The 14,629-nt window shown below is 60.5% G+C and carries 13 protein-coding genes; 7 read left to right on the forward strand and 6 right to left on the reverse strand.

Features of this window, described 5'->3' with window-relative positions:
- Positions 1 to 77: 77 nt before the first annotated feature.
- The gene (locus tag H8S34_RS11305; RefSeq protein ID WP_186964025.1) at positions 78 to 1,442 is read left to right on the forward strand and encodes an amidohydrolase family protein; all 1,365 of its coding nucleotides are present in this window, start codon (positions 78 to 80) and stop codon (positions 1,440 to 1,442) included.
- A complete protein-coding gene (locus H8S34_RS11310) occupies positions 1,439 to 1,993 on the forward strand; it encodes a flavodoxin family protein (RefSeq protein WP_186964026.1) in 555 nt (184 codons plus the stop codon). Before H8S34_RS11305 ends, H8S34_RS11310 begins: the two co-directional genes overlap by 4 nt.
- Positions 1,994 to 2,075: 82 nt before the next feature.
- On the opposite strand, the gene H8S34_RS11315 is transcribed toward H8S34_RS11310, so the two are convergent.
- Both H8S34_RS11315 and mnmE read right to left on the reverse strand, forming a co-directional pair.
- On the reverse strand, positions 2,076 to 3,119 hold the full coding sequence (locus tag H8S34_RS11315) for a CAP and S-layer homology domain-containing protein (RefSeq protein ID WP_186964027.1): 1,044 nt from the start codon (positions 3,117 to 3,119) through the stop codon (positions 2,076 to 2,078).
- 22 nt (positions 3,120 to 3,141) lie between these two features.
- A complete protein-coding gene (gene mnmE, locus H8S34_RS11320) occupies positions 3,142 to 4,521 on the reverse strand; it encodes a tRNA uridine-5-carboxymethylaminomethyl(34) synthesis GTPase MnmE (RefSeq protein WP_186964028.1) in 1,380 nt (459 codons plus the stop codon).
- 683 nt (positions 4,522 to 5,204) lie between these two features.
- On the opposite strand from mnmE, the gene H8S34_RS11325 reads away from it, so the two are divergent.
- The 4 genes from H8S34_RS11325 (at position 5,205) to H8S34_RS11340 (ending at position 9,484) form a co-directional block, all read left to right on the forward strand.
- On the forward strand, positions 5,205 to 6,578 hold the full coding sequence (locus H8S34_RS11325; RefSeq protein ID WP_235964352.1) for a uracil-xanthine permease family protein: 1,374 nt from the start codon (positions 5,205 to 5,207) through the stop codon (positions 6,576 to 6,578).
- A gap of 22 nt (positions 6,579 to 6,600) precedes the next feature.
- Positions 6,601 to 8,010, forward strand: a complete 1,410-nt coding sequence (locus H8S34_RS11330) for an amidohydrolase family protein (RefSeq protein ID WP_101690964.1) — start codon at positions 6,601 to 6,603, stop codon at positions 8,008 to 8,010.
- A gap of 222 nt (positions 8,011 to 8,232) precedes the next feature.
- Positions 8,233 to 8,721, forward strand: coding sequence for a hypothetical protein (locus tag H8S34_RS11335; protein ID WP_186964029.1), 489 nt, complete (start codon positions 8,233 to 8,235; stop codon positions 8,719 to 8,721).
- Positions 8,722 to 8,815: 94 nt separating this feature from the next.
- Positions 8,816 to 9,484: a YczE/YyaS/YitT family protein gene (locus H8S34_RS11340; RefSeq protein ID WP_186964030.1), complete on the forward strand. Its 669-nt coding sequence runs from the start codon at positions 8,816 to 8,818 to the stop codon at positions 9,482 to 9,484.
- A gap of 60 nt (positions 9,485 to 9,544) precedes the next feature.
- Here H8S34_RS11340 and H8S34_RS11345 read toward each other — a convergent pair whose 3' ends face one another.
- From H8S34_RS11345 to H8S34_RS11360, 4 genes are all read right to left on the reverse strand, one after another.
- Positions 9,545 to 11,158: a peptide chain release factor 3 gene (locus H8S34_RS11345; protein ID WP_186964031.1), complete on the reverse strand. Its 1,614-nt coding sequence runs from the start codon at positions 11,156 to 11,158 to the stop codon at positions 9,545 to 9,547.
- A 93-nt stretch (positions 11,159 to 11,251) separates the two neighbouring features.
- Positions 11,252 to 11,887 carry an HAD family hydrolase gene (locus H8S34_RS11350; protein WP_101690960.1) on the reverse strand — a complete coding sequence of 212 codons (636 nt, stop codon included), beginning with the start codon at positions 11,885 to 11,887 and terminating at the stop codon, positions 11,252 to 11,254.
- 118 nt (positions 11,888 to 12,005) lie between these two features.
- Positions 12,006 to 12,653, reverse strand: coding sequence for a helix-turn-helix transcriptional regulator (locus H8S34_RS11355; protein ID WP_101690959.1), 648 nt, complete (start codon positions 12,651 to 12,653; stop codon positions 12,006 to 12,008).
- Positions 12,654 to 12,829: 176 nt separating this feature from the next.
- On the reverse strand, positions 12,830 to 13,048 hold the full coding sequence (locus H8S34_RS11360; RefSeq protein ID WP_186964032.1) for a hypothetical protein: 219 nt from the start codon (positions 13,046 to 13,048) through the stop codon (positions 12,830 to 12,832).
- An 83-nt stretch (positions 13,049 to 13,131) separates the two neighbouring features.
- On the opposite strand from H8S34_RS11360, the gene ssnA reads away from it, so the two are divergent.
- Complete coding sequence (gene ssnA, locus H8S34_RS11365; protein WP_101690958.1) at positions 13,132 to 14,472, forward strand: putative aminohydrolase SsnA; 1,341 nt, start codon at positions 13,132 to 13,134, stop codon at positions 14,470 to 14,472.
- The last annotated feature ends 157 nt before the right edge of the window (positions 14,473 to 14,629 follow it).

Here is a 14,629-nt window from a genome sequence, read left to right on the forward strand (position 1 = left end):
AATTATAAAATTTTATTGACATTTATAAAAATCAGAGCATAATAGAACCATCCATATCTGGTTCAGGAGGGATACTTATGCAGGCAGACCGTCTGATCGTTCACGCAACCCTGGTCACCATGGATCCCCAGCGCCGCATTCTTTCCGACCACGGCATCGCCATCCGGGATGGCCGGATCGCCGCCATCCTTCCCACCCAAGCGCTGCTGGAGCAGTACAGCGCCCCCCATGTTCTGGACGCCTCCGGCTCCATTGCATACCCCGGCTTTATCAACACCCACAACCACCTCTTCCAGATGCTACTGAAAAATCTCGGCAAGGATCTGGGGCTCATCCGCTGGCTGGATGAGTGCATTATCGCCCATTACCGCAACATTACCCCGGAAAACATCTACTGGGCCGCTCTGGTGGGCTGTGCGGAGCATCTCCACAGCGGTGTGACCACCTGTGTGGACTACCAGTACGCCCACGGACGGCCCGGCCTGAGCGATGCGGTCATCAAGGCCTTTCAGGACATTGGCATCCGGGGCGTGCTGGCCCGGGGACATGCCAACACGGAGGACTACCCCGACCCCTGCAAGCCGCCCCATGTGGAGACCATGGAGGACTTCTTTGACAACGTGCGCCGTCTCCACAGCCAGTACCGCTCCGACCCCCGCATCGATGTCGCCATCGCCCCCGGCATTGTCTGGAGCCTGTCCGAGGACGGCTTCCGCCGCTGCGCCGATCTGGCCCGGGAGCTGGACACCCTCCTGACCATCCACACGCTGGAGATCGAGGAGGACAACGCCTTCTGTCTGGAGCGCCACGGGGTATCCACCATTGAATTTTACGAAAAGACCGGCGTTCTGGACACCAAGCTCCTGGCCGTCCACTGCGCCCTGATTCAGCCCCACGAGGTGGAGACCCTGGCTCGCCACGGGGTAAGCGTCTCCTACAATGCCATCTCCAACATGCTCATGGGGTACCAGACCCTGCCGGTGTGCCAGCTGCTGGAGCACGGCATCCCCGTAGGCCTGGCTACGGACGGAGCGGCCTCCAACGACAGTCAGAACATGCTGGAGGTGCTGAAGATCTCCGCCCTGTGGCAGAAGGCCTTCTACCGGGACCCCACGGTCCTCCCCGCCATGCGCCTTCTGGAGATGGCCACCATCGACGGCGCCCGGAGCATCCACCGCGAAAAGGACCTGGGCTCCCTGGAGGTGGGAAAGCGGGCCGATCTCTTCCTCTACGATCCCATGAACTGCACCACCGTCCCCAGCTTTGATCCGGTCACCTCTATTATCTATAACGCCAGCCCGGCCGGCGTCCGCACCACACTGGTGGAGGGCGAGGTGGTGCTGGAGGACGGCCGCCTCACCCGCATCGAGGAGGCCCGCTCGGTCTTCCGCCTCCAGGAGGAGGCCGCTCTGCTCCGGGAAAAGGGAGGGTTAAAGCCGTGAAAACGATAATTCTGGAGGGCTCCGCCCGCCGCCGGGGCCGCACGGCCGAACTGGTGGAATTCCTCCGTCTGCGCCTGCCCGGCGAGGTCACCGTGGTCCGGGCCTATGACACCCCAGTCTCCCCCTGCCGGGACTGCCGCTACTGTCTCTCCCACCCGGGCTGTGCCGTAAAAGATGAGATGCAGGATCTCTATCCGGCCATCGAGGGGTGTGACAATCTGATTATTGCCTCGCCCCTCTACTTCCACTCGGTGCCCGCTCCCCTGAAGACCATCATCGACCGGCTCCAGCCCTACTGGGCCGCCACCGTCCGGGGGGACGAAGATCAGATCTCCACCAAGCGGGGCGCGCTGCTGCTGGTGGGGGGCGCACCTCCCTTTGAGGGGCAGTTCCTTCCCGCTGAGCTCATGCTGCGGGGCGTTCTCTCCGATCTGCACGCCAGCTGTGAGGACATCATCCGCATGGATGACGCCGACCGCCGCCCACTTCCCCAGCGCCCGGAGATCCAGACACAGCTTATGGATTTGGCCCAGCGTCTGTCCACCCTGTAAATTTCCAGAGAAAGAGCGCCTGTCCCAGAAGGGACAGGCGCTCTCTTTGCATATCCGATGGATTGGATCTGTTTGGGATGCGTCACTGCCCCAGGAAAAGCTGGACCCATCCGCCCTCATGGTAACCCACGCCGATGTGGGTAAACGTGCTCTTGAGGATGTTGGCCCGGTGGCCCGGCGAGTTCATCCACAGCTCCATAACCCGCTCCGGATCATCGGTCCCCATGGCGATGTTCTCTCCGGCGGCGCGATAAGAGGACACGCCGCACTCCTCCAGGACCGTAAAGCAGCTGCGCCCATCGGGCCGGGTGTGCTCAAAGAGTGTTCCCAGCTCCTGGGCCCGAATCTCAGCCGCTGTCTCCAGTTCGGAGAGGACCTCCAGCGGGGGCAGGCCCTCCTGGGCCCGGACCTCATTGACCAGACGCACCACCGCCGCCACCGGGTCCTCTGCCTCGGGCGTGGTCTCCTGGGAGGGGAGCCCCGCTCCCGCTGTAAGCACACCCTCCAGACGGCCATATACCGCAGCGGCCTGGGCCCGGGTAAAGGTCGCACCACCGGCAAAGGTGCCGCTGCTGTCCGTACCAGAGAGGATGCCCAGAGCCATGACCGCCGCCACGGACTCCTGATATCGCGCGGGGATCTGGGCCCAGTCCCCGATCTTGGCCTGGGTATCCCGCAGGGCCTCCTCATCCGGCATGGCCACGCCCTGCTCCTCCAGCACATGCCGGATGACCACCGCCATGGCATTTCGGGTCAGGGCCCCTTCCAGGGGCACATCCTCCACCCCATCCAGCAGGCCGTGGTGCTCTGCTACCGCCGCCGCACCGGCATACCAGCTTCCGGAGGACGGGGCGGACGCCACCTCCTCCGGCCAGCAGGCGCGGGTCAGCATGCTCAGCCACTCCGCCATGCTGAGGGAGCCCTCGGGGGAAAACTGCCGTACTCCGGTCACGGCGTCATAGTAGGTCCCCGTCATCACTCCATCCGCATAGGCCTGCTCAATGGCCGCAAAGGCCCAGTGCTTCTCCAGGACATCCGAAAAGGCGCCCCGGCTCCCGGCCTGCGCCGGGACCCCCAGGATCATGGCGGCCGCCAACAGGGCCGCGGCTGCTCGCTTCTTCTGCATCCTCCATCCTCCTGTCATACTCTTATTTTCCCACACAGAACCGCTCAAAGATCCGCGCCGTCACATCCTCCCGGAGCGTCCGTCCGGTGAGTTCTCCCAGAGCCTCCATGGCCCCTTCCACATCCACCAGCACCGCGTCGGGCGTCATACCTAAGGCAAGGCTCTCCCGGGCGGCGCGGACCTGCTCCAGGGCCCGCCTGGCGGCGCCCGCCTGCCGGGCGTTAGTGAGCATCTCGCCCCGCTCTTCCCCTCCCTCCGAGGGGAAGCAGGCGGCGATGGCCTCCTCCAGGGCCGGAAGACCCTCTCCCGTACGGCTGCTCAGAGAGACCACCGGTACCGGCTTCTCCGCACTCCAGGGCAACGAAAGGGGATGGGCCTGGGGCAGATCGGCCTTGGTGCCCACCAGGATCACCTGTCCGGCCCGCTCCACCGCCTCCCGGAAGAGGTCCTTGTCCACCTCATCCAGGGGCCGGGTCAGATCCACCAGCACCAGAGCCAGTTCCGCACCGGCCAGCGCCCGGCGGCTGCGCTCCACGCCGATGCGCTCCACCGCGTCTCCGGTCTCCCGGATGCCCGCAGTGTCGATGAGACGCAGCAGCCGCCCGCCCAGCGTGCACTTTTCCTCGACCGTATCCCGGGTGGTGCCCGGGATATCGGTGACGATGGCCCGTTCATAGCCCAGCAGGGCGTTGAGCAGAGAGGACTTTCCCGCGTTCGGCTGCCCCACGATGGCACAGGGGATCCCCCCTACCAGCAGCTTGCCCCGGCGGTAGGTATCCAGCAGGGCGGAGAGATCCCGCTCCGCCCCTTCCAGCGCGCGGTCCAGGGTCTCCGCCCCAAAGGCATCGATGTCCTCATCCGGGTAGTCCAGCACCGCGTGGAAATGGGCGCTCACGTCCACCAGCGCGTCATAGACCGCCCCAATCCGGCGGCTGAGGGCACCTGAAAGCTGTCCCCCCGCGATCCGGGCCGCCGCCTGGGTCTCCGCGTCGATCAGGTCGGCCACGGCCTCGGCCTGGGTCAGGTCCAGCTTTCCATTCAGGAAGGCCCGGCGGGTAAATTCGCCCGGCCTTGCCTGGCGCACGCCCTGGGCAAACAGGGCCTCCAGCCCCAGCGTCAGCACCGCCGGGGAGCCGTGGCACTGCAATTCCGCCGTATCCTCCCCCGTATAGCTCTCCGGCGCCCGGGACACCGTGGCCAGCACCTGGTCCACCGGGTTTCCCGCCCGGTCCAGCAGAGCGCCCAGTACCAGGCGGCGATTTTCATACTCGGTCAGGCTTCGGCCGCTTATCGCCCGGAAAACAGCGGCGGCCGCCGCAATGGCCTCCGGCCCGGACAGGCGTATGATTCCCACCGCCGAGCGGACCGGCCCCGTAGCAATGGCGGCAATGGTATCCCTCATGGTCTCACCTCATCGACCGGCGCTCCATGGTGCGCCGGTTTTCATGCAGAATACACCGCCTGCACAGCGGGCGGTGCCTTGTCGCTGTTTATTCTAGCACGGTTCTCCGGAGGGGGGCAAGTCCCGCCCCTTTTCCTTTGGATATTCTGCCGTCTTTTTTCGTTATATTTTGCGTTATGTAAACAATATTTTGAATAATGCATCCACATAACTTGTCCACCACCTTGTGGATAACTATGTGGATAATGTGGAAAACTTACTCTCACAAGGATAGCCTTTTTCTTCCAATCCACATATCCTGTATATCATTTTGCATAGTGGGCTCCAAAGAAAAATTATTTTCACCCTTTTTTGACAGTCGGTTTTTACAAAAAGGTATGGACTACTCTTATAAAGTGTTATATAATCTCTCTAGATAAGGAGGTGAAGGCAATTCGGCCGCGCTTGCAGTGAATGCGCGGGAGGGCCGGAATTCTTTTCTTGTCTTATTCCACCCTCAAGCCTGTATACCGAAACGGCTCAGCCGGCGTCCCCTGGGGGACGGCGGTACTTTTTATGACCAGCCGACAGGCAGGCGGCACCCACCGAGTTCCCCCGACAGTGCCGCTTCGTCCGCAACGAGATGAGATGAAATGGAAGGGAACGCCCCTTCCCGTGGACATCCTGTGGAGGGACATACAACGTTGAAACAGTTCAAAAGCGCAAAAAGCAATGCCATCTATGAGTTGGACGGCAGACCGCCGTTCCTTCAGGCCTTTCCCCTTGGCTTCCAGCAGCTGCTGGCTATGTTCGTGGGCAACATCGTTCCCATGATCCTGGTGGCCAGCGCCGCCAATATGGACAGCTACTATTCCACCCTGCTCATTCAGTGCTCTGTTCTGGGCGCAGGCGTGGCTACGCTGATCCAGGCTTTCCCCATCCATCTGGGCAAGATCCGCATCGGTTCCGGCCTTCCCATTATGCTGGGCCTCACCTATACCTTCCTGCCCATCTGTTTGGCCGTGGCGACCAACGAAGAGCTGGGACTTCCCGTTTTGTTCGGTGCCCAGCTGGTGGCGGCCCTGTCCTCGGTCTTTGTAGCATTTGTGCTGCCTTACATTCGTAAATTCTTCCCGCCCATCGTGACGGGTACTATAATCGTCTCCATCGGTATCTCCTGCTTCTCCATCGCCGCCTACAACCTGGCCGGCGGTCAGGGAGATCCCACCATGGGACAGCTTCATAACTGGCTGATCGGCGGCCTGGTCATCGTGGTGATCGTGGCCTGCTCCGCCTTCGGCAAGGGCATGGTCAGCGCCGCGGCCGTGCTCATCGGCATCGTGGTTGGCTATGTGGTGGCCGCGGTGACCGGCTATGTGGACTTCAGCAACATCGCCTCCGCCAAGTGGTTTGACATTCCCCGTCCCCTGGCCTTCGGCGACGGCGGCCCCGCTCTGGTCTTCAAGCCCGAGTTCATCCTGGTCTTTATTCTGCTCTATTTCATCAACGCCGTGGAGATGGTGGGCGATATGACCGTGTCCGCCACCGGCGGCCTGGGCCGTCAGCCCAAGGACGAGGAGCTCTCCGGCGGTATCCTGGGCAACGCCTTCGCCTGCATGTTTGCCTCTGTCTTCAACTGCTTTGCCACCGGCTCTTACAGCCAGTGCTCCGGCATCGTGGCCATGACCAAGGTCTGCTCCCGCTGGGTCATGGGCACCGGCGCCCTGACCCTCATTGTGGCCGCCTTCTGCCCCAAGCTGGCCGGCCTTCTCTCCACCATCCCCAACTGCGTGGTGGGCGGCGCTACCATCGTGGTCTTCTCCATGATCGCCATGAGCGGCATGAGCCTGGTGGCCAAGAGCCGCTTTACCAGCCGTTCCATGCTCATCTGCGGCATCTCCATCACTCTGGGCCTGGGTATCTCCTTTGCCAAGGACACCCTGGATCTGGTGGGCGGCTATGTGCAGATGTTCTTCGGTGAGTCCAGCATCATTCTGGTGGCCCTGACTGCCATCGTGCTGAATATCGTCCTGCCCAAGACGCAGGAGGATCTGGACGCGGAAGCTTCCGCCGACTGATTTGGAAAGGAGCGCAACTACTATGATCGACCATCTGCTGAAAAACGGAATCATTGTCACCGTCAATCCCGACCGTGAGGTCTTTTTCCACGGTGCTGTGGCCATCCAGGGCAACCGCATCGTGGAGGTCGGCCCCAGCGACGCTCTGGAAGCCAAGTACACCGACGCCGCCAAGGTCACCGACCTGGACGGCAAGATCGTCTTCCCCGGCTTTGTCAACACCCACAACCACCTCTTCCAGACCCTGCTCAAGGGCCTGGGCGATGACATGGTGCTCAAGGACTGGCTGGAGACCATGACCTTCCCCGCTGCCACCAACCTGACCCGCAATGACTGCTACCTGGCCGCCATGCTGGGCTGCATGGAGGGTCTGCACAGCGGTATCACCACCATGCTGGATTATATGTATCCCCATCCCACCGGAGAACTCTCCGACGGCGTCATCGACGCCATGAAGGAGCTGGGCATCCGCGGCATCCTGGGCCGTGGCTGCATGAACACCGGCAAGCAGTTCGGCGTTCATCCCGGCATCATGCAGGATGTGGACACCATTGAGAAGGACCTGCGCCGCCTCTTTGAGACCTATCACAACAGCGAGGACGGCCGCATCAAGATCTGGGTGGCTCCCGCTGCCATCTGGTCCAACTCCAAGGACCTGCTGCAGATGCTCTGGCGTGTGACCAACGAGTACAAGTCCGGCTTTACCGTTCACATCTCCGAGACTCCCTTCGACCGCGACGCCGCGCAGGAGCTGCATGGTCTGCCTGACGCCGAGGTCCTGGAGGACCTGGGCATCGTGGGCCCCAACGTGCTGATGGTCCACTGCTGCTACCTCACCGACAAGGACATCGCCATGGCCAAGAAGTACGACATGAAGGTGTCCCACAACGTCTGCTCCAACCAGTACCTCTCCTCCGGCGTGGCCGATGTGCCCAAGATGCTCCGCAACGGCATCACGGTCTCCCTGGGCGTGGACGGCGCTGCCTCCAACAACGCCCAGGACATGGTGGAGCTCATGAAGTTCACCGCCCTCCAGCACAAGGTCGCCACCCGGGATCCCCTGGCCATGACCGCCGAGAAGGTGCTGGAGATGGCCACCATCGACGGCGCCCGCGCTCTGGGCATGGAGGACGAGATCGGCTCCCTGGAGGCCGGCAAGAAGGCGGACCTGGTCATCTTCGATCCGCTGGAGTGCCCCAAGGCCATCCCCATGCACAACCCCGTGTCCACTCTCGTCTACTCCGCCTCCATGAAGAACATCGTGGGCGCCATGGTAGACGGCAAGGTGGTCATGGAGAACGGCGTCATCACCACCGTCAAGGACGAAAAGGAGATCTACCGCAAGGTGCAGAAGTGCGCCGAGGACCTGTGCGAGCGCGGCCACATCACCAACCGCCGCGAGGGCCACAAGTGGAACCGCAGCTTCGGCTAATTGGCTCCTGTATTTCCTTTCTATCACACAAAAACATCCGCTCCGGAACTCCGGAGCGGATGTTTTCTTTTTTGCTCATTTCAAAATATTTTATTTTTGTGCCACCTCAATCAAAAATGTAACCATTCCTGTAACCGCGCCGTGTTACAATAGCACCAAGAGTTACAAAATGACATGTAATTGTCTTCTCTTTTCCTAGTTTGCAATCAGGAGGTGCTGTGGATGCGTTTTATCTATGAATTTACCGACCTGGCCGCCTTACAGGGCCTGTGTCTTCAGCGCCTGGGGATCCTGCCCGACGAGGTCTGGGACGTATCCATTCTGGATGTGACCGCCCACACCCGCCACGGCAACCTCCTCTTCTCCACAGCAGAGACCGACCTGCCCCAAAACCGCTGCCGCCTGGGCCTGTGTGTACATTCCGAAGATCTCCTGGCGCTGGAGATCCGGCTGGCCTATCAGCCGGGCTGGCAGTACCGGCGGCGTTTCGCAGTGGTCACCCTGCCAGTCTGGGAGCTCTGCTTTAGCCAGGGAATCCACTTCTCCCCCGTGGCCATCACCCTTGCACCCCAGGGCACCGCTTGCACCCTGTTCGACGGCCTTGCCCAGGTGGAGCTGCCCGAACTTCCCCACACAGATTCCGACCTCTATATTCTGGATACGTCGTCCCCGGTTCAGCCGGAACTGGCCGCTCTACCGCTGAGTTCCTGACCCGCTCTGCCCTTGTCTTCTATGGTCTGCTATGCTATAATGAACGAAATAATAATAGTAGCATAATGGTACTAATAGGAGAGGAGCTTGTCCTATGTCCCGTTCGGAACTTGTGCGGCGTTACGGCATTTTTACCTCCGGTGTTATCTTTGCTGCCCTTGGAATTTCTCTCATCACCCGTGCCGGGCTGGGCACCAGTGCGGTGTCCGGCCTGCCCTATGTGTGCAGTCTGATTTTCCCCGCACTCTCCTTTGGTACCTTCAATTTTATCTTTGAGATCCTGCTCTTTTTGGGGCAGGCCGCCCTGCTGGGCCGGGCATTCAGCCGGGTCCAATTTCTTCAGCTGCCCGCCAACTTTGTCTTTTCTTACTGCATTGACCTCTGGATGTGGGTGCTGCATTTCTTTATCCCGGAGGTCCTGCCCTATCCGGTGCGGCTGCTCCTCTTGCTGATCGGCTGCGTTCTGCTTGGCTTTGGTGTGGCCCTGGAAGTGGTGGCCGATGTACTCATCCTCTCCTACGAGGGCTTTGTCAAGGCACTGAGCCAGCGCTTCCACCGGGATTTCGGACACACCGAGCTGGTGGTGGACAACACCATCCTGGTTCTGGCCATTCTGACCTCCTTTGCAGGACTGGGCCGTCTGGCCGGACTGCGGGAGGGCACCATCATTGGAACGCTCATCGTGGGTCATATCTCCGGCTTCTTCTGCCGCCGTCTGGCTCCGCTTACAAAGCGCCTTTGTCAGAGCGGCGCCCTCGAGTAATGATACAAAAACGCCCCGGTCTCCCAAGGGAGACCGGGGCGTTTTCTTTTTCAAACCGAATCAGGCATCGGCGGCACTGCCGCCAAACTCCCGCAGGGTGAGGTTCTTGTTCCGGTCGGCCGTCCACTGGATGGCCCACTGGGACCCGAAGAGCAGGAGCTGATTGCCCTTGTAGTCCTCCACCAGCTTGGTATCGGTGCCCAGAATCAGATCCTCCTCCTTGAGCGGCTCGGCGTCCTCGTCCTCCCGGACGATCCAGCGCAGATACTCGTAGGGCAGGCCCTCCATATAGAGGTCCACGTTATACTCGTTTTTCAGGCGGTACTCCAGCACGTCGAACTGAAGGGTACCCACCACGCCCACGATGACCTCCTCCATACCGGAATAGGGGGTCTTGAAGATCTGGATGGCGCCCTCCTGGGCGATCTGCTCCATGCCCTTGAGGAACTGCTTGCGCTTCATGGTATCCAGGCTGCGCACCCGCTTGAAGTGCTCGGGCGCGAAGGTAGGGATGGGATCAAACTTAAACTTCTTGGCGGCAGTGCACAGGGTGTCGCCGATGGAGAAGATGCCGGGATCAAACACGCCGATGATGTCTCCGGCATAGGCCTCCTCGATGATCTCCCGCTCGGCGGCCATCAGCTGCTGCGGACGGGAGAGGCGGATCTTCTTCCCGCCCTGGACATGGTAGACCTCCTTGTCCGCGTCAAAGCGGCCGGAGACCAGGCGCATGAAGGCGATCCGGTCCCGGTGGGCCTTGTTCATGTTGGCCTGGATCTTAAAGACAAAGGCGGAGAAATTGTCGTCCATGGAGTCGATGATCTCCTCCCCCGCCTTCCGGGGCAGGGGCGCGGTGGTCATCTGGAGGAAGTGCTCCAGGAAGGGCTCCACGCCGAAGTTGGTCAGGGCCGAACCGAAGAACACCGGGGAGAGCTTGCCGTGGCGCACCCGGTCCAGGTCAAACTCGGCGGCGGCGCCGTCCAGCAGCTCGATCTCGTCCACCAGCTGCTGGTGGAGGGTGGAGCCGATCAGGCCGTCCAGGTTGGGATCCCCCAGCTCCACCTCGGTGGCCGTAGCCGCCTTGGAACCGCCGTTGCTGGTAAAGTGGATGATCTTCCGGCTGCCCCGGTCGTAGACACCTTTAAAATCTTTGCCGCAGCCAATGGGCCAGTTGACGGGGTAGGTCTCGATCCCCAGCTCCTTCTCCAGCTCTTCCAGCAGCTCGAAGGAGTCCCGGGCCTCCCGGTCCATCTTGTTGATAAAGGTGAAGATGGGAATGTCCCGCATGGCGCAGACCTTGAAGAGCTTGCGGGTCTGGGCCTCCACGCCCTTGGCCGCGTCGATGACCATGACCGCGGAGTCGGCTGCCATTAGGGTGCGGTAGGTATCCTCCGAGAAGTCCTGGTGGCCGGGGGTGTCCAGAATATTGATGCAGTATCCGTCATACTGGAACTGCATGACCGAAGAGGTCACCGAGATGCCGCGCTGCTTCTCGATCTCCATCCAGTCGGAGGTGGCGGCACGGGTGTTCTTCTTGCCCTTGACCTGGCCGGCCTGGGCAATGGCCCCTCCGTAGAGGAGGAACTTTTCGGTCAGGGTCGTCTTACCGGCGTCGGGGTGGCTGATGATGGCAAAGGTGCGCCGGCGCTTGATTTCCGATTCATATTTTGACAAGGCAAAAACCGTCCTTCATTTCAAAAATAGCATTTTATTTTATCACATATGCCGCCCTCGTCACAAGGGACCCCGCCGGGCGGTCTCATTCCTTCAGGGGGGCGTGAGCAGACCGGTCAGCTCCGAGATGGACTGAATGCGCCCCTCGGCCTGGTCGACGCTACCAAACCCATAGGCCGCATGGAAAAAGGGCACGCCCGCCCCGTGGGCGGCGTCGCAGTCCCCCTGGGTATCCCCCACATAGACCGGTGCGGAGAGTCCGTTGCGCCTCGCCACCAGGGCGATGTTCGCGGCCTTGGCCTGTCCGGTCCGGCCCGGGCACTCAAAATCCCGGATATACTTCTCCAACCCGTGGACTTTCAAGAAGCACTGGATATAGCCATCCTGGCAGTTGCTCACGATGAAGAGGGGAACGCGCCCGGACAGCTCCTCCAGCGTCTCCGCCACACCGGGGTAGAGCTTCCCGCCGTGCTCCCCCAGATAGCGGAGCTGGTGGCGGTAGCATACCTCCATGATCTCCATCCGCCGCGCCCCGTCTTCGATCTGTGGCAGGATCCGGGCGGCGATGTCCTCCATCAGCAGCCCCATGCAGCTGCGCAGCTGGGGCACGGTCAGTACAGGCTCCAGCCCACACTCCTGAAATCCGGCGTTCCAGCCCTGGCAGATTCCCTCCACGGCGTCCCAGAGGGTTCCGTCCAGATCAAATAAAATGCCGTCCGTCTCTCGCATGGCACTGCTCTCCTTCCGCAAAAATCACCTGTCTAGTGTACCATGTCCAGGCCGGTACGGCAAGGTGATAATTGGGCCAAAAAAGCCGGCTTTCGCCGGCTTTTTGTCTCTGTTTCTCTCAGTTGGCGGCCTCTTTGGCCTCGTCGATGTAGCTGTACAGCGTATATTTGGAGATCCCAAAGAATTTGCACACTTTATCACCGCTCTTGGTGATGAGGAAGGCCCCCGAGTTATTGAGGAACTGGATGGCCTTGACCTTGTCCTCCTTGTTCATCAGCGCCACCGGCTTACCCACCACCCGGACGCTCTGCTCGATGAGCTCGTCCAGCAGGTCGCTGACGTTGCGGGAGATCTCCTCCGGCTCTTGGTTCTCCTGCTCGGTGGAGGTAAACTGCTTGAGGCTGTTCTCCATGGCCAGCATGAGGGTAATGTCGTAGTTGATGCCGAAAATGCCAACGGCATTTCCATCGTCATCCCGGATATAGAAGGTGCTGGACTTGAGGATCTTGCCATCCTTGGTCCGGGTCAGGTAGCTCAGGTGGTCCTGCAGATTGGCCCGCTCGCTGCGCAGAGCCTCCAGCACCACATGGGAAGGGCCGTCTCCCACCTTCCGGCCGGTCACATGGCCGTTTTCAATGGCCACAATGGAGCTGTCCGGATCATTGGAGATCAGATCGTGGACCACCACTTCACAGTTGGGGCCAAATTGCTGGGCAATTCCCTTGGCCAGCTGAAACAAAAACTGAAGCATGGATGCGTTGAGCATAATTCATTCCTTCCTTCCGCCAGAGGCCGGCAGTCAAGCGCCTTTTTGCGGAAAATGTACCTTTTTTTGGCTCTTCTGTCCCCATTCTCTCCTTCTCTGCCTCAGAATCGGTCGTAAAAGCCACATATGCATTGAGAATATTGTATCATATCATGGAAGAATTACAAGAAAAATCGTTATGCCTGAAAAATTTTCTGGTACTCTAAAAAAGGGTTGATTTTCGGTGCACTCTGTGTTAGACTTGGAGTATAAAAAGTGATTTGCCTGTGCAAATCCACTAAAAAGTCATCATATTGGTCGTGGCTGCAACGAAGTGCTTCGCGCACGGGCTGGAGGAGTGTTTCTGAATCCGATTGCTGGTCATGGGCCGCAACCGGCAGGACGCTCATTTCCATGAGGGTCCTTTTTTATTCCGCCGCGCAAAGGGGAACAGGGGCATCTCGTGCAGACCCGCCGAACAAATAAGGAGGACAACCATATGCTGCTAGTGGGAAACGGTAAACTCATCACCCGCAACGAAGCCCTCCCCTATGTGGAGGATGGCGCTGTCGTGATCGACGGCCAGGTCATCAAGGAGATCGGCTCCTTTGCCGACCTGAAGGCCAAGTATCCCGAGGCTGAATTTGTGGACGCCAAGGGCGGCGTGATCATGCCCGGCCTCATCAACGCCCACACCCACATCTACTCCGGCCTGGCCCGCGGCCTGTCCATCAACGGCTTCAACCCCACCAATTTTTTTGAGGTGCTGGACGGCCAGTGGTGGTACATCGACCGGAATCTGACCCTGGACGGCACCCGCGCCTGCGCCTATGCTACGGTGCTGGACTGCATCCGGGACGGCGTGACCACCATCTTTGACCATCACGCCTCCTTCTGTGAGATCCCCGGCTCCCTCTTCGCCATCAAGGATGTTTGCCAGGAAGTGGGCATCCGTGCCAACCTCTGCTACGAGGTCAGCGAGCGCGACGGCATGGAGAAGTGCGACCAGGCCATCCAGGAGAACGCCGACTTTGCCAAGTGGTGTAAGGAGCAGGACGACGACATGATCAAGGCCATGTTCGGCGGCCACGCCCTCTTCACCATCTCGGACAAGACCTTCGAGAAGATGGTCAAGGCCAACGACGGCATGACCGGCTTCCACATCCACGTGGCCGAGGGCATGAACGATGTGTATGACTCTCTGCGCAACTACGGCTGCCGCCCGGTCAACCGCCTGCTCTACAACGGCATTCTGGGTGAGAAGACCATGCTGGGCCACTGCATCCACGTCTCTCCCGCCGAGATGGACATCATCAAGGAGACCAACACCATGGCGGTCAACAACCCCGAGTCCAACATGGGCAACGCCGTGGGCTGCGCGCCGGTCCTCCAGATGTATCAGAAGGGCATCCTCATCGGTCTGGGCACCGACGCCTACACCCACGACATGCTGGAGAGCCTGAAGGTCCTGCTGCCCATGCAGCGCCACAACACCGCCCAGCCCAACGTGGGCTGGTGTGAGGCCACCGGCATGCTCTTCCAGAACAACGCCAAGATCGGCGCCCGCTACTTCAAGAAGCCTCTGGGCATCCTGGCCGAGGGTGCCGCGGCCGACGTGATCGTCATGGACTACAAGCCCTTCACCCCCTTCTCCGACGCCAACATCGACGGCCACATGCTCTTCGGCATGATGGGCAAGAACTGCCGCACCACCATCATCAACGGCAAGGTGGTCTACAAGGACCGCGAGTTCGTCGGCATCGACGAGGACAAGATCAATGCTTGGTGCATGGAGCAGTCCAAGAAGCTCTGGGGCACTCTCAATCACTGCACCTACTAAGTGCAACGCACATTGAGCTTGTCCTCACCAAGCGTTTTGCCAAAGGCAAAACCTTGATGCCGGGGCGATTCACTCGCCCCGTGCAGATCAAAGCAGGGTTCCCACACGGCCCGCCGTGTGGGAGCAAGATCAACGCCTGGTGCATGGAGCAGTCCAA

It is taken from the genome of Pseudoflavonifractor hominis (assembly GCF_014288125.1).
Lineage (GTDB): Bacteria > Bacillota > Clostridia > Oscillospirales > Oscillospiraceae > Pseudoflavonifractor_A > Pseudoflavonifractor_A gallinarum.

What these genes read in the sequence shown, in the direction of transcription:
- mnmE (WP_186964028.1), bottom strand. Translation starts at nt 4,521, where the DNA reads ATGAGGGATACCATTGCCGCCATTGCTACGGGGCCGGTCCGCTCGGCG.
- H8S34_RS11340 (WP_186964030.1), top strand. Translation starts at nt 8,816, where the DNA reads ATGTCCCGTTCGGAACTTGTGCGGCGTTACGGCATTTTTACCTCCGGT.
- ssnA (WP_101690958.1), top strand. Translation starts at nt 13,132, where the DNA reads ATGCTGCTAGTGGGAAACGGTAAACTCATCACCCGCAACGAAGCCCTC.
- H8S34_RS11315 (WP_186964027.1), bottom strand. Translation starts at nt 3,119, where the DNA reads ATGCAGAAGAAGCGAGCAGCCGCGGCCCTGTTGGCGGCCGCCATGATC.
- H8S34_RS11335 (WP_186964029.1), top strand. Translation starts at nt 8,233, where the DNA reads ATGCGTTTTATCTATGAATTTACCGACCTGGCCGCCTTACAGGGCCTG.
- H8S34_RS11360 (WP_186964032.1), bottom strand. Translation starts at nt 13,048, where the DNA reads ATGGAAATGAGCGTCCTGCCGGTTGCGGCCCATGACCAGCAATCGGAT.
- H8S34_RS11350 (WP_101690960.1), bottom strand. Translation starts at nt 11,887, where the DNA reads ATGCGAGAGACGGACGGCATTTTATTTGATCTGGACGGAACCCTCTGG.
- H8S34_RS11305 (WP_186964025.1), top strand. Translation starts at nt 78, where the DNA reads ATGCAGGCAGACCGTCTGATCGTTCACGCAACCCTGGTCACCATGGAT.
- H8S34_RS11330 (WP_101690964.1), top strand. Translation starts at nt 6,601, where the DNA reads ATGATCGACCATCTGCTGAAAAACGGAATCATTGTCACCGTCAATCCC.
- H8S34_RS11355 (WP_101690959.1), bottom strand. Translation starts at nt 12,653, where the DNA reads ATGCTCAACGCATCCATGCTTCAGTTTTTGTTTCAGCTGGCCAAGGGA.